This window comes from Microtetraspora malaysiensis, assembly GCF_001528665.1.
Taxonomy (GTDB): Bacteria; Actinomycetota; Actinomycetes; order Streptosporangiales; family Streptosporangiaceae; genus Microtetraspora_A; species Microtetraspora_A malaysiensis.
On record NZ_BBYJ01000045.1, the window covers coordinates 23825 to 41299 of the forward strand.

Annotated in this window: 15 protein-coding genes; 6 read left to right on the forward strand and 9 right to left on the reverse strand. The window is 69.9% G+C overall.

The features are described from left to right. Positions 1–96 precede the first annotated feature (96 nt). Positions 97–1773 carry a flavin-containing monooxygenase gene (locus AWQ71_RS38350; protein ID WP_067143863.1) on the forward strand — a complete coding sequence of 559 codons (1677 nt, stop codon included), beginning with the start codon at positions 97–99 and terminating at the stop codon, positions 1771–1773. Positions 1774–1866: 93 nt separating this feature from the next. On the opposite strand, the gene AWQ71_RS38355 is transcribed toward AWQ71_RS38350, so the two are convergent. Continuing rightward, a complete protein-coding gene (locus AWQ71_RS38355) occupies positions 1867–3207 on the reverse strand; it encodes an APC family permease (protein WP_067143865.1) in 1341 nt (446 codons plus the stop codon). Next, the gene (locus AWQ71_RS38360; RefSeq protein ID WP_067143867.1) at positions 3204–4835 is read right to left on the reverse strand and encodes an amidohydrolase; all 1632 of its coding nucleotides are present in this window, start codon (positions 4833–4835) and stop codon (positions 3204–3206) included. The genes AWQ71_RS38355 and AWQ71_RS38360 overlap by 4 nt, the downstream gene beginning before the upstream one ends. A gap of 83 nt (positions 4836–4918) precedes the next feature. Between AWQ71_RS38360 and AWQ71_RS38365 the strand changes: the two genes are divergently transcribed. The 3 genes from AWQ71_RS38365 (at position 4919) to AWQ71_RS44540 (ending at position 7680) form a co-directional block, all read left to right on the forward strand. After that, entirely contained in the window at positions 4919–5752 is an 834-nt protein-coding gene (locus AWQ71_RS38365; RefSeq protein WP_157570838.1) for a TetR/AcrR family transcriptional regulator, read from the forward strand. 120 nt (positions 5753–5872) lie between these two features. Next, positions 5873–7228 carry a transaminase gene (locus AWQ71_RS38370; RefSeq protein WP_067143891.1) on the forward strand — a complete coding sequence of 452 codons (1356 nt, stop codon included), beginning with the start codon at positions 5873–5875 and terminating at the stop codon, positions 7226–7228. Beyond that, positions 7225–7680, forward strand: a complete 456-nt coding sequence (locus tag AWQ71_RS44540) for an Lrp/AsnC family transcriptional regulator (protein ID WP_067143871.1) — start codon at positions 7225–7227, stop codon at positions 7678–7680. The genes AWQ71_RS38370 and AWQ71_RS44540 overlap by 4 nt, the downstream gene beginning before the upstream one ends. Positions 7681–7752: 72 nt before the next feature. Here AWQ71_RS44540 and AWQ71_RS38380 read toward each other — a convergent pair whose 3' ends face one another. Next, on the reverse strand, positions 7753–8520 hold the full coding sequence (locus AWQ71_RS38380) for a transposase (protein ID WP_067143873.1): 768 nt from the start codon (positions 8518–8520) through the stop codon (positions 7753–7755). On the opposite strand from AWQ71_RS38380, the gene AWQ71_RS38385 reads away from it, so the two are divergent. After that, positions 8501–8980 (forward strand): TIR domain-containing protein, encoded by a 480-nt coding sequence (locus AWQ71_RS38385; protein ID WP_245658944.1) that lies wholly within the window; start codon positions 8501–8503, stop codon positions 8978–8980. The genes AWQ71_RS38380 and AWQ71_RS38385 overlap by 20 nt on opposite strands. Positions 8981–9108: 128 nt before the next feature. Further along, positions 9109–9882 carry a class I SAM-dependent methyltransferase gene (locus AWQ71_RS38390; protein WP_067143877.1) on the forward strand — a complete coding sequence of 258 codons (774 nt, stop codon included), beginning with the start codon at positions 9109–9111 and terminating at the stop codon, positions 9880–9882. A gap of 96 nt (positions 9883–9978) precedes the next feature. Here AWQ71_RS38390 and AWQ71_RS38395 read toward each other — a convergent pair whose 3' ends face one another. The 6 genes from AWQ71_RS38395 to AWQ71_RS38420 all read right to left on the reverse strand — a co-directional run. Beyond that, on the reverse strand, positions 9979–10428 hold the full coding sequence (locus AWQ71_RS38395) for a group II truncated hemoglobin (protein ID WP_067143879.1): 450 nt from the start codon (positions 10426–10428) through the stop codon (positions 9979–9981). A gap of 354 nt (positions 10429–10782) precedes the next feature. Further along, a complete protein-coding gene (locus AWQ71_RS38400) occupies positions 10783–11655 on the reverse strand; it encodes a potassium-transporting ATPase subunit C (RefSeq protein ID WP_067143881.1) in 873 nt (290 codons plus the stop codon). Further along, positions 11655–13790, reverse strand: a complete 2136-nt coding sequence (kdpB, locus tag AWQ71_RS38405) for a potassium-transporting ATPase subunit KdpB (protein WP_067143883.1) — start codon at positions 13788–13790, stop codon at positions 11655–11657. Before kdpB ends, AWQ71_RS38400 begins: the two co-directional genes overlap by 1 nt. A gap of 1 nt (position 13791) precedes the next feature. Beyond that, positions 13792–15453 carry a potassium-transporting ATPase subunit KdpA gene (kdpA, locus tag AWQ71_RS38410; protein WP_067143885.1) on the reverse strand — a complete coding sequence of 554 codons (1662 nt, stop codon included), beginning with the start codon at positions 15451–15453 and terminating at the stop codon, positions 13792–13794. Then, positions 15453–15542 (reverse strand): K(+)-transporting ATPase subunit F, encoded by a 90-nt coding sequence (gene kdpF / locus AWQ71_RS38415; RefSeq protein WP_067143887.1) that lies wholly within the window; start codon positions 15540–15542, stop codon positions 15453–15455. The genes kdpA and kdpF overlap by 1 nt, the downstream gene beginning before the upstream one ends. Positions 15543–16486: 944 nt before the next feature. Continuing rightward, positions 16487–17475, reverse strand: a 989-nt coding sequence (locus AWQ71_RS38420; RefSeq protein ID WP_157570839.1) for an HNH endonuclease signature motif containing protein, incomplete at its 5' end; no start/stop codon positions are given.

Sequence of the window (17475 nt, forward strand, 5' to 3'; positions counted from 1 at the left end):
TTCGTCAGGCGTCTTACGTTCGTGAGGTAGATCACATCCCCGGACGAAGGCGGCGAGGGGTCGGCCCGGCCTCCGGATTCACCAGCGAGGTGATTCATGGCGCGCGACGAGACGGCCGCGGCCCACTTCGACGCGGTCGTGGTGGGGGCGGGACTGGCCGGCCTGTACACGCTCCACCGCCTGCGGCGGCTCGGACTGCGCGTACGCGTGTACGAGGCCGCCGCCGGCGTCGGCGGCACGTGGTACTGGAACCGCTACCCCGGCGCGCGCTGTGACATCGAGAGCATGGAGTACTCCTACTCCTTCTCCCCCGAGCTCGAACAGGAGTGGGTCTGGACGGAGAAGTACCCGAGCCAGCCGGAGCTCCTGCGGTACATCGAGCACGTCGCCGACCGGTTCGACCTGCGCCGCGACATCCGGCTCGGCACACGGGTGGCGGCCGCCCGCTTCGACGAGGCGGCGAGCCGCTGGATGATCCGTACGGAGCCCGGGGAAGGCGCCGCGCAGGTCGCCGGGGATGGCCTCGGGACGGACTCCGAGGAGGACGCCGGGCAGACCGTGTCGGCGCAGTTCCTCGTCATGGCGACCGGCTGCCTGTCCGCCGTGAAGGGCCCCGAGGTCGAGGGGCTGGAGCGGTTCGAGGGCGACTGCCACCACACCGGTCGCTGGCCGCACGAGGGCGTCGACTTCACCGGGCGGCGGGTCGCCGTCATCGGGACCGGCTCCTCCGGCATCCAGTCCATCCCGATCATCGCCGAGCAGGCCGCTCATCTGACCGTCTTGCAGCGGACGCCGAACTTCAGCATGCCGGCCCGCAACGTCCCCCTCGATCCCGAGACGCAGCGGACCAGGAAGGCGGAGTACCCCGAACATCGGCGGCTGGCCCGCGAGTCGGTCTTCGGCATTCCCGTCGACTTCCCGGTGAAGTCCGCGTTGGACGTACGGCCCGAGGAACGGGAGCGGCGATACCAGGAGAGCTGGGAGAAGGGCAACCTCGTCGACATCCTGATCTCCTACACCGACATCCTCTTCGACAGGAGGGCCAACGACACCGCGGCCGAGTTCATCCGCGGCAAGATCCGCGAGATCGTGGCCGACCCGGACGTGGCCTCGGCGTTGTCGCCGACGGACCATCCCGTCGGCACCAAGCGCCCCTGCCTCGACTCCGGCTATTACGCGACGTACAACCGGGACGACGTCACCCTCGTCGATCTCCGGCGGTCCCCGATCGTGGAGATCACCCCAAAGGGGATCCGGACCACGGAAGGGGAGCACGAGTTCGACGACATCGTGCTGGCGACCGGCTTCGACGCCATGACCGGCGCCCTGCTGTCCATCGACATCCGGGGGAAGAGCGGCAGGTCCCTGAGGGAGAAGTGGGCCGAGGGCCCCCGGACCTATCTCGGCATCGGCACGGCCGGCTTCCCCAACCTGTTCATCGTCACCGGCCCGGGCAGCCCGTCCGTGCTCAGCAACATGGTGGTGTCCATCGAACAGCACGTCGAGTGGATAGCGGACTGCGTCGCGTTCCTGCGCCGGCGCGGCTTCGCGTCGATCGACGCGACCGTGGAGGCCGAGGACGCGTGGGTCGAGCACGTGAAGGAGGTGGGCGACCTCACGCTCTATCCCACCGCCGACTCCTGGTTCATGGGGGCGAACGTCCCCGGCAAGCCGCGCGTCATCCTGCCCTACTGCGGCGGCGTCGGGGTCTACCGGCAGAAATGCGACGAGGTCGCCGCGAAGGACTACGAGGGGTTCACCCTGTCGTCGTAGCCGATCTGCGACGCCGGGGCCCCGATGGAAGGAGCCCCGGCGGAGTGGACTTCAGACGCCTCCGATCAAGCGATCGCGTGGATCAGGAGCGGATCAGGTGGTGACCGGGTCGGCGTCGGAGAAGGTCATCATCGGGGGCCTGCGGCGGAAGAACCGGGTGAGGCCGACGAGGTAGACCAGGCCGACGGCCATCCAGACCAGCCCGACCTGGAAGGTCACGCCCGACAGGCTCGTCCACAGCCAGACCGTCAGGGCGAAGCCCACCAGCGGCAGCAGGCCGTAGTGGAACAGGTCGCGCGCCGAGCGCCGCCCGCCGTCCACGACGTAGTGCTTGATCACGGTGAGGTTGACCATCGAGAAGGCGATCAGCGCGCCGAAGTTCACCATCACGACCGCGTGGTCCAGGCTGATGAAGAGCGCGACGAGCGACACCACGGACACGACGGACACCGCGAAGATCGGCGACTTGAAGCGCGGGTGCAGCAGGCTGAAGACGCGCTTGGGCAGCACGCCGTCCCGTCCCATGGAGTACAGGATGCGGGAGACGCTCGCCTGCGTGGTCATCGCCGACCCGAAGGCGCCGATCACGTAGATGCCCACGAAGATCGTCTCGAACGCGGCGCCGCCCAGCGCGGCCATGATGTCCACGCCGGCGGTGTCGGGGTTGGCGAAGTCGCCGTACCCGGGGTGGGTCAGCCCGCCCATCCACGCGACCAGGACGAACAGCAGCCCGCCGATCAGCGTGGTCAGCACGATCGCCCGCGGGATGTCGCGGCGCGGCTCCCTGGCCTCCTCCGACAGCGTGGAGACGGCGTCGAACCCGAGGAAGCTCAGCGCCAGGATGGCCGCGCCGGCGAACACGCCCTCGCCGGGCGTGAAGACCTCGAAGGGCGCCGGGGAGGGCTGGCCCGACAGGTGCTTGAGCGCCAGCGCGACGAACACGAGGATCAGCACCACGGAGGCGCCGACGACCACCACGTTGACCCGGCTCATCACGGTGATGCCGAGGACGTTGAGCCCGAACACGACGAGCAGCGCGGCCAGCGTGAACGCCCATTGCGGCACGGCGGGGAACTGGCTGTTCAGGTAGATCCCGATGAGCAGGAAGTTGATCATCGGGAGGAAGAGGTAGTCGAGCATCAGTGTCCAGCCGGTCATGAAACCGACGTGCCCGCCGAAGGTCTGCTGCGTGTAGGTGTACGCCGACCCGGCGGTCGGATACGCCCGCGCCATCCGGCCGTAGCTGATCGCCGTGAACAGCATGACCACGAGGGCGACCACGTACGCCGACGGCAGGTGGCCCTTGGTGGTCTGCGCGACCGTGCCGTACGTCGTGAAGACGGCCACCGGGGCGAGGTAGGTGAGCCCGAAGAGCGTCAGGCCCGGCACGCCGAGGACCCGCTTCAGCCCCGAGGGGGCGGCGGATTGGTTCATTGAGCGCTTCTCCTGTCGGAAGGGGGGTGGATTCGCGCGCCGGACATCCACGTGCCGCGAACGGCCGACCGGAGCGCGACGTCGTGCGGATCCATCAGGCGTATGTCGGCGTCGAGCCAGACCAGGTCGGCGGCCATGCCGGGGACCAGCAGGCCGCGCTCCTCCTCGGCGAACGCCTGGTAGGCCACACCGGCCGTGTATGCGGACAGGGCGGCGTCGAAGCCGACGCGCTCCTCGGGCAGCCAGCCGCCGGCCGGCTTCCGCTCCGCGTTCTCGCGGGTCACCGCGACCGGCAGCCCGGCCAGCGGGCGGTGGTCGCTCACCGGCCAGTCGCTCCCGAAGGCCACCGTCACCCCGGCGCGCAGCAGCGAGCCGATGAGGTACTGCCGGCGGGCGCGCTCGGCGCCGATCCGCGGGAAGGTCAGCTCCTTCATCGCGGCGTCGGTGCGCGCCCACAGGGGCTGGAGGTTCGCGATCACCCCGAGCCGGGCGAAGCGCGGCAGGTCCACCTCGTCCAGGAGCTGCACGTGGGCGATGACCGGCCGCCGGTTCCGGGGCCCGTTGACCCGCGTCACGCGCTCGACCGCGTCCAGCGCGGCCCGCACGCCCGCGTCGCCGATCGCGTGCAGGTGCGCCTGCAGGCCCAGCGCGTCCACCGCGGTGAACGCCTCGACCAGCTCCTCGTACGGCCAGACGGGCATGCCGCGCGTGCACGGGTCGTCGCTGTACGGCGCGAGCAGCGACGCGGTGCGGTTCTCCAGGATGCCGTCGACGAAGAATTTGACGGTGTTGGCGGTGAGCCGGTCGCCGCCCAGCGCGCGGACGCGCTCCCGGTCGGCGGCGAACTCGGCGAGCTGCTCGCGCCAGCGTTCGGGGTCGGCGCGCAGGCCGAGGTTCACCCGGGTGGCGAGCACGCCGCGGCGGGCCGCCTCGACGTACGCGTCCACGGAGGTGTGCTCCACCCAGGCGTCCTGGATCCAGGTGACGCCGGCCGCCGCGTAGGCCTCGGTGGCGATCTGGAGCGCCCGGACCAGGTCCTCGGTGGTGCGGGCGGGCGCGGCGCGCAGCACGGCCTCCACCGCGTCCCATTCGTACATCGTGCCGAGCGGTTCGCCGTCGGCGCGGCGGGCGAAGCGGCCGCGCTCCGTGTCCGGCGTGGCGGCGTTCACGCCGGACCGCCGCATGGCCTCGGTGTTGCACCACACCGTGTGGTAGTCCCAGGCGCGCAGGACGACGGGCCGGTCCGGTACGGCGGCGTCCAGCCAGCGGGCGTCGAACACGCCCTCGGGGGCCAGGGTCGAGTCGTAGCTGGCGCCGATGATCCACTCGTCCTCCGGGTGCGCGAGCGCGTACTCGCGGACCGCCTCGACGATCTCCTCCACACTGGCCCGGTCCCTGATCTCCGGGCCCATCGCCTCGAACCCGGCGTGGTCGGGGTGGCAGTGCCCGTCGCCGAAGGCGGGCAGCAGCAGCCCGCCCTCAAGGTCGACGACCTGGTCGGCATCTGGCTGGGCGGCGAGAGCCTCGGCCCCGACGGCCTCGATGCGGCCGTCCCGCACGGTGAGGGCGGTGGCGGTGTGTCCGGTGCCGGTCCAGATGGTGCCGTTGCGGAAAAGAGTGCGTGACATCGCCGTCCAAAAAGAATGACGTTCGTTTAGTGCCGGAAGGATAAGTTGTCCGGAGGCCAAAGCGGAAGGGGTCGGCCGAGGAAATGAGAAGACGGGCGGGCCGACCGGCCACACCGGTGCTGAGCAGGGAGATCATCGCGCGGGCCGCCCTGGGCCTCATCGACGACGCGGGCGCCGACGGGTTCTCCCTCGCCGCGCTCGCCAAGCGGCTCGGCGTGCGGCCCTCCTCCTTCTACAACCACGTGGACGGCAAGGACGACATCCTGGCCGCGGTCCGCGAACTGGTCTCCGACTCGATCGACGCCTCGATGTTCGCCCGGCTGCCGTGGGACGAGGCGCTGATCGTGTGGGCGCACGGCTACCGCGACACCTTCGCCGCCCATCCGCCGGCCATATCGCTACTGGCCACCCTCCCGATCACCGGCGCCCTGCGCACCCTGCGGATGTACGACCAGGTCGTCTCCGGGTTGCAGCGCGGGGGCTGGCCCGGCGAGATGATCATCCCGGTCATGGTGTCGGTCGAGTCGTTCATCCTCGGCTCCGCGCTCGACATGGTGGCCCCGCCCGACATGTTCGACTGCGGGCCGCTCTCGTCCGAGGCACCCTCCTTCGCGGCGGCCGTACGCGCCCGCGACGCGGCCTCGGCGGCCCATGGCCGCCCGCCCGCCGACCTCTCGTTCGAGGTCGGACTCGCGGCGATCGTCGACGGGCTGCGCGGGACGCTGCGCGCACTCGGCGGCCCGCGCGGACCGCGCGGGCTACTCGAACCGCTCGGGCCGGTCGAGTCGCCCGGGCCGCTCGGTCCGCTCGGGTCGCCGCCGGACGGCACCGGCGCGGAGCACCCCACCGTGCCCCTCCCCCGGGACATCACGCGGGACATCACACCGGACACGGACCTCACGGAGGAGCCGGCCTGATCCCCCGGCCCCACCCCCTCCCCGCCACTCCCCCTATGAAGAATCGAACGTCGTGGGGTACGTTGACTTCAGATTCACAGACCGGAACCGGTTCTCTCGACGTTTTCTAAGGCAGTGATCATGATCGACCGTGCCCGTCTCGCCGAGCTGCTCGACCGCGAGCGCCGGACGTTCCGCGACCGCAACCCCCGATCCGCCGCCGCGTACGAGCAGGCGCGCGCCCACCTGTTCGGCGGCGTGCCGATGACGTGGATGAACAAGACCGCCGCCGGCTTCCCGCTCTATCTGGCCGAGGCCAGGGGCGCCCGGATCACCGACGTGGACGGCCACACGTACGTGGACCTCTGCCTGGGCGACACCGGCGCCATGGCCGGGCACTCACCGCAGGCCACCGTGGACGCGGTCGCCGACCGCTTCGGGGGCCGCGGCGGCGCGACCGTGATGATGCCGACCGAGGACGCGACCTGGGTCGGCGCCGAGCTCGGCCGCCGCTTCGGCGTGCCGTACTGGAGCTTCTCGCTGACCGCGACCGACGCCAACCGCTGGGCGATCCGCCTGGCGCGGGCGATCACCGGCCGGCCCAAGATCCTGGTGAACAGCTACTGCTACCACGGCAGCGTCGACGAGGTGCTGCTCGTGGTCGGCCCGGACGGCGAGCAGGTCTCCCGCGAGGGCAACGTCGGCGCCCCCGTCGACCCGACCGTGACCTCCCGGGTGGTGGAGTTCAACGACCTGGCGGCGCTGGAGCGCGAGCTGGCCCACGGCGACGTGGCCGCGGTCCTCATGGAACCCGCGCTCACCAACATCGGCATCGTGCTGCCCGAGCCCGGCTACCTCGACGGCGTGCGCGAGCTGACCCGGCGGTACGGCAGCCTGCTCATCAACGACGAGACGCACACGTTCTCGGCCGGTCCCGGCGGCTGCACCGGCGCGTGGGGGCTCGACCCCGACATCGTCACGATCGGCAAGGCCATCGGCGGCGGCATCCCCAGCGGCGGGTACGGGCTGTCCGCCGAAGTGGCGGCCCGGATCGATCAGATGAGCGGGCTCGACCTGGTCGACATGGGCGGCGTCGGCGGCACGCTCGCCGGCAACCCGCTCTCGGTCGCCGCCATGCGCGCCACTCTTGAGCACGTCCTCACCGACGACGCCTTCGCCGCCATGACCGAGCTGGCCACCCGCTTCACCAAGGGCGTCCAGGGGGTCATCGACGAGCACGCGCTCCCCTGGTCGGTCACCCAGCTCGGCGCGCGCGCCGAGTACCGCTTCGCCGCCCCGGCGCCGCGCAACGGCGGGGAGTCCAACGCGGCCGGCGACCCCGACCTGGACGACTACCTGCACGTCTACCTGGCCAACCGCGGCCTGCTGCTCACCCCGTTCCACAACATGGCGCTGATGTGCCCGGCCACCACCGAGGCCGACGTGGACCTGCACCACGAGGTTTTCGCGTCCGCCGTGTCCGAACTCGTGCGATGAGCCGCGTGCACCTCGACGACATCGACCGAACCCTGCTGCGCGAGCTGCAGCGGGACGGTCGGGCGTCCTACACGGCGCTCGCCGAGACGACGGGGCTCTCGGCCCCCGCCGTACGCCAGCGGGTGCAGCGGCTGCGGGACGAGGGCGCCGTCCAGATCGTCGGCGTGACCGACCCGATGGCGCTGGGCCTTCCGGTGATGGCGCTCATCGGCGTACGCGTCGAGAGCGACGTGCACACCGTGGCCGACCGGATCAGCGAGCTGTCCGGGGTGATCTACGTGGTGCTCACGTCCGGCTCGTTCGACATGTTCGTGGAGGTCGTGTGCAAGGAGCCCGCCGAGCTCCTCGCCGTCCTCAACGACCACATCAAGCGGGTCCCCGGGGTCACCCGGGCCGAGGCGTTCACCTATTTCGGGATCCACACCCACCGCTTCGCCTGGCCCGGCACCTAGCCCGGCGCCTGGCCCGGCACCAAAGGTCCGCCCGGCGGATCATGTGAACACTAGATGATCTATTCCAAGGGGTCAGTGATCGTAGGCGATCAGTGAGCGTAGGACGGTTTGTCCGGTGGCGTCGTTGTGCCAGATCGCGGCGGTCAGCGCGAGGATGCGTTGCATGACGCGGGCTATGACACCTCCGGGTGTGCGCCCTCGGTGCCGTTCGAGGTCAAGCTGTCCCTTGAAGGTCTCGTTGATCGATTCGATGACCTGTCGCGGCGGCTTGAACAGGGCTGCGCCAGGCCGTTCCCGTTCACCTTTACGGGCAGGCCGCAGCAACTGGACTCCATGCTCGGACAGTTCGCGTTCGAAACCACGGCCGAAGTAGTTCTTGTCTCCGATGAGAGTCTGTCGGGGGCGCTCTCGCAGAAGCTCGCATTCGGCCCAACCTGCCAGGTCGGAGCGTTTGACGGTCTCGCGGGAGCGGCCGCATTCCACCGGGGTGGAGTCCACGACCCATACGTCATCGCTCCACACCGAGGTGGTGGTGGCCAGGATCCGGTTGACGCTTCGCATCAGACCGGCGGCCTTGCGCAGCCGCTTGTTGTAGCCGGGCTGCTGGGGCAGGTAGGGGAAGAGGTGGCGCAGGTGGGCACGGGCATGGCGGAGCCATTTGGCCTCGGAGGTGTAGCCGAGTATGGCCTGCATCGTGGCGAGGGTGACCAATTCGGCATCGCTCAGGCGGGGCGTAATGCCGACCGGCGGGCGCCACGGCGCCAGGTCGGGATGCTCCTTCAGCATGCCGTCGGTCGTCACATAGCGTGCTGTCGCGAGGGTGTCCACGTCGTTCGTCACAAAACGATCTTGGACACTTTCGTTCTCGTCTCCGCAGGCACCCCTTGGACCACACCACCAGGAGGAACCAGTGTCATACCCGCAACTGCTCACCCCCGAGGAAAAGCTCGCCGACGCGAAGAAGCTGTTGAGCCTCCCGCGTATCGTCGTGATCTGCGGCTCCACCCGCTTCATGACCGAGATGAACGAGGCCGATCTGCGGGAGACCAAAGCCGGAAAGATTGTCGTCAAACCGGGCTGTGACATGAAGTCGCCGCACGAACTTTGGTCCGATCCTGTCGAGGCCGAGGCGCTGAAGGTTCGACTCGACGATCTGCACCGGGCGAAGATCCGGCTCGCTGATGAGGTGCTCGTAGTCGGCGACTACATCGGAGACAGCACCCGAGCCGAAATCGCCTACGCCCGGTCGCTGGGCAAGCCCGTGCGGTTCACGCACCCCGAAATCGACCCTGACGCCTGACCGCCCGCTGCCACCTCGACAACCAGGGCCGGCAGCCCGCCGCCTGACCATCTCGCGGTGGCTTCGGCCGCCGCCCACCCCACACCCTCCGCAGGCATCCCTTGGAATTGATCATCTAGGCTGCGACGATGGAACGCGTAACCGACGTGCCCGAGAGCTTCGCCCCGTCTGCGGATCGGGACCAGGTGAATGACTACGACAGCTTCGCCGAGGCGTACTCGGCGGACAACGAGAACAACCTCGTGAACGGGTACTACACGCGACCCGCGATGGTAGCCCTCGCCGGAGACGTGGCCGGCCGTCGGATCCTGGACGCCGGTTGCGGCTCCGGCCCCCTGTCCGCCGCGCTACGCGACCGCGGTGCGGTCGTCACCGGCATCGACGCCAGCACCGGGATGCTGGCGTTGGCCAGGCGGCGGCTGGGTGCCGACGCGGCCCTGCACATGGTCGACCTGCGCGACCCCCTGCCGTTCGCCGACGGTGCGTTCGACGACGTGGTCGCGTCGCTGGTGCTGCACTACCTGGAGGACTGGGGGCCGACGCTGGCCGAGTTGCGGCGGGTGCTCAGGCCCGGCGGCCGGCTGATCGCGTCGGTGGACCACCCTTTCGTGGCCTACACGTTCCAGGATCCTCGGCCTGACTACTTCGCGACCACCAGCTACAGCTTCGATTGGCCATTCGACGGGCAGCTCTACCCGATGAGGTTATGGCGCAAGCCGTTGCACGCGATGACCGATGCCTTCACCGCCGCCGGTTTCCGCGTTGCCGTCATCAGCGAGCCGCAGCCCGACCCGGCCGCCCGTGAGCTGTTCCCCGACGGCTTCCATGACCTTTCCCGCAAACCCGCCTTCCTGTTCTTCGTCGTCGAGGTACCGCCGTCGGCTCCCGGCTCGGACGACTAGGGCGCGTATCGGCAAGGGTTGCCCGTGGCGGGAGGGGCACCAGCCAGTCGCGGACCGCGAGCGGAGCCAGAGCCGGATCGAGGCGTCGATGAAGGGCTACACCGACGGGCCGGGCCACTCCCAAAGAGGGACGTCGCGCAGCGGATGCAACTGATCGTCGCTTTCCGCGTGGGAGTTCTGCACGGCCACCTGCGAGCCGAACTCCACGTGGGACCGCAGCGCATCGCGGAACGCCGGGTCGTCCGGCAGCCCGGCACTGTCGGCGGCCGCCAGGTACAGCTCGACGAACCGCTGCCGCTGCTCTTCGCTGATCTTCAGGCCTCGGTGTGCCGCGATCAGCATGGGGAACCCGCCCATGTCCTGGGAGAAGGCATCGGGGCCGCCGAAGGACTCGGCCGTGAAGGCCGTCAGGTGCGTGACGTGGCTGGCGCGCCCGGCACCGAACAGCGGCTGGAGCAGCGGGTCGGCCAGGACGCTGCGATAGAAGTGCTCGTTGAACCGGTGGAGACCTTCGTGCCCACCCGCGTATTCGAAGAGGCTCACCATGCTTACAGCATTACCTCCGCAATCGGCACCTTTCCAGCTTCCACCGCGAAAGTGGCTTAACCGGACACCCGCGAAATTCAGCGGCCACGCCTGAGAGGTGACTCTCCTACGGCCGCGATACGCGGGTTGAGCTGCGTGCTTCGCCCGGCGCTCGACCGGAGGGCGACCGACCGGCCCCGGTTGCGGCCGGCCGTTACTTCCCGTCTGCTTCCCGCGTCTACTTCCCGCGCCCAGCTCTTGATCGGTGACCGCATGTGGTTGAGGCCGGCCGATACTCTCGCGTCTACTTACCGCGTCCAGATCGGCGACCGCGTGTGGTTGGGGCCGCCCACCGCGGGCGACCCCGACCCACGGTCAGCCCTTGTCCAGCGCCAGGTTGAGCGTGAGGACGTTCACCGCGGGCTCGCCCATGAAGCCGAGGGCCCGCCCGGACGTGTTCTCGTCGATCAGATGCCTGACCCGCTCCAGCGGGAGCCCCCGCTCCCGCGCCACGCGGGACGCCTGGAGCCGCGCGTACGCGACGGAGATGTGCGGGTCGAGGCCGGAGCCGCTCGCGGTGACCGCGTCCGCCGGGACGACGGCCCGCGCCGTCCCCCGCACCGGGACGGTCCGCCCCGCCGAGTAGTCCTCGCCGGGCCGGCCGCACTCCACCTTCACGCCCCGGTACTCGGCGACGAAGGGCGCGGCCGGACACGCCTGGTTGACGCTGACCACCCGGGTCGGCGTGCCGACGGCCGGGAAGACCTTCAGGACCGCGCCCACGCCGTCCGGCGTGCAGTACGGCCGGGCGCCGCTCACGCCTTCGAGCGCGCCGGCCGCGCGGCTGCGCGCGCACACCTGGGTGAGCAGGCTCTGCCGTCCGGTGTCCGGCTTGCCGTGGGCGTCCGTGGCGCCGGGGACCGCGAGCACATCCAGGACGTTCTCGGGGCCGAGGTTGCTCGCGCCGCTCGCCATGGGGTCGTAACCGGCCCCGGCCGCGCTCGGCCGGCTCTGGAAGTACTTTCTGATCGGGGCGCCGTCCGGGCCGGTGAAGGACTGGCCGATGAGGGCGCTCCCGACGACCCGGCCGTCCTTCTCGACGGGTGAGCCGTTGGCCCGGCCGTTGAGGAGCGCCTGGGCGACGCCGGTGACCGCGAGCGGGTAGAGCACTCCGAGGAGCACGGTCAGCACGAGCAGCGCCCGCAACGCGGCGATGTGCTGGCGGAGCCAGCCTGGCATGCGTTCCATCACGACATCCCCGGGATGAACTGGACGAACAGGTCGATGAGCTTGATTCCGACGAACGGCGCCACAATGCCGCCGAGGCCGTACACGTAGAGGTTGCGGGAGAGCAGCTTCGAGGCGCTGGACGGCCGGTAGCGCACCCCGCGCAGGGCGAGCGGGATCAGCGCGACGATGACGAGCGCGTTGAAGATCACCGCCGAGAGGATCGCCGACTGGGGGCTGGCCAGGCGCATCACGTTGAGCACGCCCAGGCCGGGGTAGACCGCCGCGAAGATCGCCGGGATGATCGCGAAGTACTTCGCGATGTCGTTGGCGATCGAGAACGTGGTCAGCGCGCCGCGCGTGATCAGGAGCTGCTTGCCGATCTCGACGATCTCGATGAGCTTGGTGGGGTTGGAGTCGAGATCGACCATGTTGCCCGCTTCCTTGGCGGCGGTCGTACCGGTGTTCATCGCCACGCCGACGTCCGCCTGGGCGAGCGCGGGCGCGTCGTTGGTGCCGTCGCCGGTCATCGCGACCAGCCGGCCGCCCTCCTGCTCCCGCCTGATCAGCGCGAGCTTGTCCTCCGGCGTGGCCTCGGCCAGGAAGTCGTCCACCCCGGCCTCATCCGCGATCGCCCGGGCCGTCAGCGGGTTGTCCCCGGTGATCATCACAGTGCGGATGCCCATCCGGCGCATCTCGTCGAACCGCTCCCGCATCCCGGCCTTGACCACGTCCTTGAGGTGGATCACGCCCAGGACGCGGGCCTTGCCGTCCGCGATCTCGCCCACCACCAGCGGGGTGCCGCCGGACGCCGAGATCCCGTCGACCAGGTGTCCGACCTCGTCGGTCGGGTGCCCGCCCGCGTCCCGCACCCATTTCATGACCGCGGTGGCCGCGCCCTTGCGCACCTGGCGGCCGTCCACGTCCACGCCCGACATCCGGGTCTGGGCGGTGAACGGCACCCACACCGCGTGCGCCAGTTCGCCCGGCCGCCGCTCGCGTAGGCCGTGCGCCTCCTTGGCGTACACGACGATCGAGCGGCCCTCGGGCGTCTCGTCGGCGAGGCTCGCGAGCTGGGCGGCGGTGGCGAGCTCCTCGGCGCTGACGCCGCTCGCGGGTACGAACTCCGACGCCTGCCGGTTGCCCAGCGTGATGGTGCCGGTCTTGTCCAGCAGCAGCGTGTTGACGTCGCCGGCCGCCTCCACGGCCCGGCCGCTCATCGCGAGCACGTTCCGCTGGACGAGCCGGTCCATGCCCGCGATGCCGATCGCGGACAGCAGCGCGCCGATCGTGGTCGGGATCAGACACACCACCAGCGAGACCAGCACCACGCCGGTGACGCCGTCCGCGGTCAGCGCCGGGGAGTCCGGGATGCCGGGGTTGACGCTCTTGGAGTAGATCGCCAGCGGCTGCATCGTCGCCGTCGCGACCAGGAAGACGATCGTCAGGGCGGCCAGCAGGATGTTGAGCGCGATCTCGTTGGGCGTCTTCTGCCGGTTGGCCCCCTCGACCAGCGAGATCATCCGGTCGATGAAGCTCTCCCCCGGCTTCTGGGTGATCCGCACGATGATCCGGTCCGAGAGCACCTTCGTGCCGCCCGTGACGGCCGACCGGTCGCCACCGGACTCGCGGATCACCGGGGCCGACTCGCCGGTGATCGCCGACTCGTCGACCGAGGCGATGCCGTCGATCACGTCGCCGTCGCCCGGGATGATCTCCCCTGCCTCGACGACCACGACGTCGCCCTGCCGCAGTTCGGTCGCTCCGATCGTGTCCCAGGCGCTCGGGTCGTCCGGGGCCCGCAGACGGCGCGCGGTGGTGTCGCGCTTGGCCGCGCGCAGCGTCGCCGCCTGGGCCTTGCCCCGGCCCTCGGCCACGGCCTCGGCCAGGTTGGCGAACAGCACGGTCAGCCACAGCCAGACCACGATCGCCCAGGCGAAGAACGACGGATTCACGATGGCCAGCACGGTCGTGAAGACCGCGCCGATCTCGACGATGAACATGACCGGGTTGCGCCACAGCGTCGCCGGGTTGAGCTTGCGCAGCGCGTCCGGCAGCGAGCGGATCATCTGCCTGGGGTCGAGCAGGCCGCCGCCGACCCGGCCTTTCCTGGGTGCGGGGGAACGGCCCGCCGCTTTCCGCGCGGGTGTTGACATGTCAGTGGATTCCTTCTGCGAGCGGCCCGAGCGCCAGGGCGGGGAGGAACGTGAGAGCGACCAGGATGACCGTGACCCCGGCCACCATGCCGACGAACTGCGGCCGATAGGTGGGCAACGTGCCCGCCGACGCCGGGGTGGGCGCCTGCCGGGCCAGCGAGCCGGCCAGTCCGAGAACGAACACGATCGGCAGGAACCGCCCCAAGGCCATGCACAGGCCGAGCGCGGTGTCGTACCAGGGGGTGTTGACCGTCAGGCCGGCGAACGCCGAGCCGTTGTTGTTGGACGCGCTGGTGAAGGCGTAGAGGACCTCCGACAGGCCGTGCGGCCCGCCGTTCAACATGCTCGCGCGCTGTTCCGGGGACGCCATCGCCAGCGCCGTGCCGATCAGGACGAGCGCCGGGGTGGTCAGGAAGTACAGCGAGGCGAGCTTGATCTCCCGGGCGCCGATCTTCTTGCCCAGGTACTCCGGCGTCCGGCCGACCATCAGCCCCGCCACGAAGACGGTGATCACCGCGAGGACGAGCATGCCGTACAAACCCGAGCCGACGCCTCCGGGCGCGACCTCCCCGAGCATCATGTTGCCCATCGCGATCATGCCGCCGAGCGCGGTGTAGGAGTCGTGGAAGGAGTTCACCGCGCCGGTCGACGTCAGCGTCGTGGCGGCGGCGAAGGTGCCGGAGTTGGCCACGCCGAACCTGGCTTCCTTGCCCTCCATCGCGGCCCCGACCGCCTGCGGCACGGTCCCGCCGTGCGCGAGCTCCAGCGCCGTCAGCGCGCTCACGCTGGCCAGGGCCAGCACGCCCATGACCGCGAGGATCGCGTACCCCTGCCGCCGGTCGCCGACCATCTGCCCGAACGTGCGCGGCAGCGCGAAGGGGATGAGCAGGATCGCGAAGATTTCGACCCAGTTGGTCCAGTTCGTCGCGTTCTCGAACGGGTGGGAGGAGTTCGCGTTGTAGAAGCCGCCGCCGTTGGTGCCCAGCTCCTTGATGATCTCCTGGCTGGCCACCGGGCCGCCGGTGAGCGTCTGGTGCCCGCCCGCCACCGTCGCGACCGCGTGCGGCTCGGCGAAGTTCTGGATCAGGCCGCCCGCGACCAGCACCAACGCGCCGACGAAGGCGATGGGCAGCAGGATACGGAGCGAGCCGCGCACCAGATCGACCCAGAAGTTGCCCAGTTCGTCGGTCCGCTTCCTGGCGAAACCGCGTACCAGCGCGATCGCGACCGACATCCCCACCGCCGCGGAGACGAAGTTCTGCACGGCCAGGCCCGCCATCTGCACCAGATGGCCCATCGTGGACTCACCCGAGTACGCCTGCCAGTTGGTGTTGGTCACGAAGCTGACGGCCGTGTTCCACGCGATGTGATCGGGTACCGGGCCGAAGCCCAGCGACAGGAACAGCTTGTCCTGCAGGCGCTGGAACGCGTACAGGAGCAGGATCGACACCGCCGAGAACGCCAGCACCGAACGGGCGTACACCGTCCAGCGCTGCTCGGTGTCGGGCCGCACACCGATGAGGCGGTAGATCAGCCGCTCGACGGCGAGATGTCTGGTGCCGGTGTAGACGCGGTACATGTAGTCGCCGAGCGGCCGGTGCGTGATCGCGAGGGCGACGATCAGGGACGCGATGAAAACGATCCCCGCCACGGTCGGCGACATCAGAACCGCTCCGGGAACAGCAGGGCCGCGATCATGAAGACCACCAGGCCGATGACCACGACCAGACCGGTCGCGTTGACGGCGCTCACAGCCGTTCCACCGCCTTCACGACGAGCCCGAGAACCGCGAAGATCGCGATCGTCAGGGCGACGAAGATGACGTCTGCCATCCCCACTCCTCAGATGCCGGATGAGTGCCTCGGGCCGCCCAGGTGAGCAGCCCCAAAGCAAGCAAATCGCGGAGTTTGGGAGCCTTCGCCCCGTCTTGACGGCTTTCCTACGCCGCCATGGGGATTATTGACAGCTTTCCTACGCTCACCATCCCCCCCAGGTCGCCTCCTGGCTCAACCTCGACCTGGCCAGGCTGACCACACCGCCGGACGGGAACGCCTGCCACCCGATCTGAACATCTCCGGCCTTACGCCGGTGCCGTACGTGACCTGACCGCCACTCGCGCAGTCGACCTGATCGACGTGCTGACCAGCAGTAACGCGAAGCCCTCGCGGACAAGGGCGACCCTCCCCTCGCTTCGCCTCTCGGCGTGTGCAATCGATCATTGCCTGCCCGCCCACTGTCTCGGAGGGGGCCCCAACGGGAGCCCTGGCGCATGGAACCCCGGCATGGGTGCCCCAGCACGCTGCCTTCCGGCGCGTGCAGCCTGACGCGTGGATCCTTGGCTTGCTGCCGGGCCGGCCCGTGGGGGGCCTGATCCCCGGTGATCGATCGCCACGCCGGGCCGCTGCCTGTTCGCGCATCGTCTGCGGCGGCCTGGGGCAGGCGCGTGCGGAGCTCCGGCACGCGCACGTCCACGCGTGCAGCCTTGGCGCATGCAGTTCGGGCATGTGAATGCAGCCCGTATGAGCAAGTTCGGGCATGCTGCCAGGCCGGTCCGTGAGGGGCGGATCACCGGGTGGCCGCCGCGATCAACCTCGCTGATCACGGCTGGTAGGCCACGGCTCGCCAAGCCCTGTTCGCAGCTCGCAACCCGCTGATCACGGTGGCGGGTCATGAGGTCGTTGTTCAGTGATTGTTGGTCACTGTCTGTCGGTCCAGCGTCGGGGGCGGAGCTTGGAGTACCGGTGGAACCGCATCGACACGGTCCCGTCCCCTTGATCGATCACCTCTACCCGGTCCGGGTGGCGGGACTTCCACTTGTTGTCCGCCGCACACAACGGCGCCAGGTTGTCCAAATCGGTGCGGCCGGTCGGGTACCAGGGCTCGATGTGGTCGATCTCGGCCAAGTAAGCGGGAACGTCACACCCTTCACGGCAGCAGGTCCGATACATGGCCAAGATCGCTTCCCGCTGGTCGGCCGAGGCCAGCCGGCGCGCCCGCCCGAAATCCTTCATGATGCCGTCCGCGTCGCGGAGCACCCTGCGTAGTTCGGCGGTGTAGGCCATCCGGCGCGCGTCCTGCGCGGGGATCGGGGTGCCGTCCTCCAGAAAGGCCGGCTCCTCCGACTGCCCGGTCAGGGTCTGCTCGGTCACCGACACGTGCATCACGGTGCGCCTGCCGCCCTGCGACAGGCGGATGGCGAGGGCGTCGGCCATACGGCGGCCGTGGTTGCGCAGGTCGGTGCTGTCGGTTTTGACCGCCAGCGGTTCCAGCCAGGTCTTCAGCTGCATCTTCAGTTCCGGGTCGAGCAGCCCGCTGACGCGGCCCATCCCATCGGTGGTGTCGGAGATCGTCAGGTGCTGGCGTTCGGTCTTGGCCGCCGCCCGCGCCAACCTCCCGTCCGGGTCGATGGTCTCGATGATGGTGTGGCCGGCGCGGGCCACGTCCTCCACCGTCGACGCCGACGCCTGCGCCAACTCCACCAGGATCGGCTCAGCCAGTTCGGTTTCGGCGTCGTCCAGGTGGCGGGTGGCGGACGCGATCGTCGCCGCATACCCGTATGACAGGCGGCCGGAGGCGAACAGGCGGGCGGTGTGGGGCAGGCGGGGGAGTTGCCGGGAGAGTGTGACACGTTCCCCGGCGCGGGCGGTGCGTGACCCGGTGGCGGCTGCCAGCCATGCTCCGATCG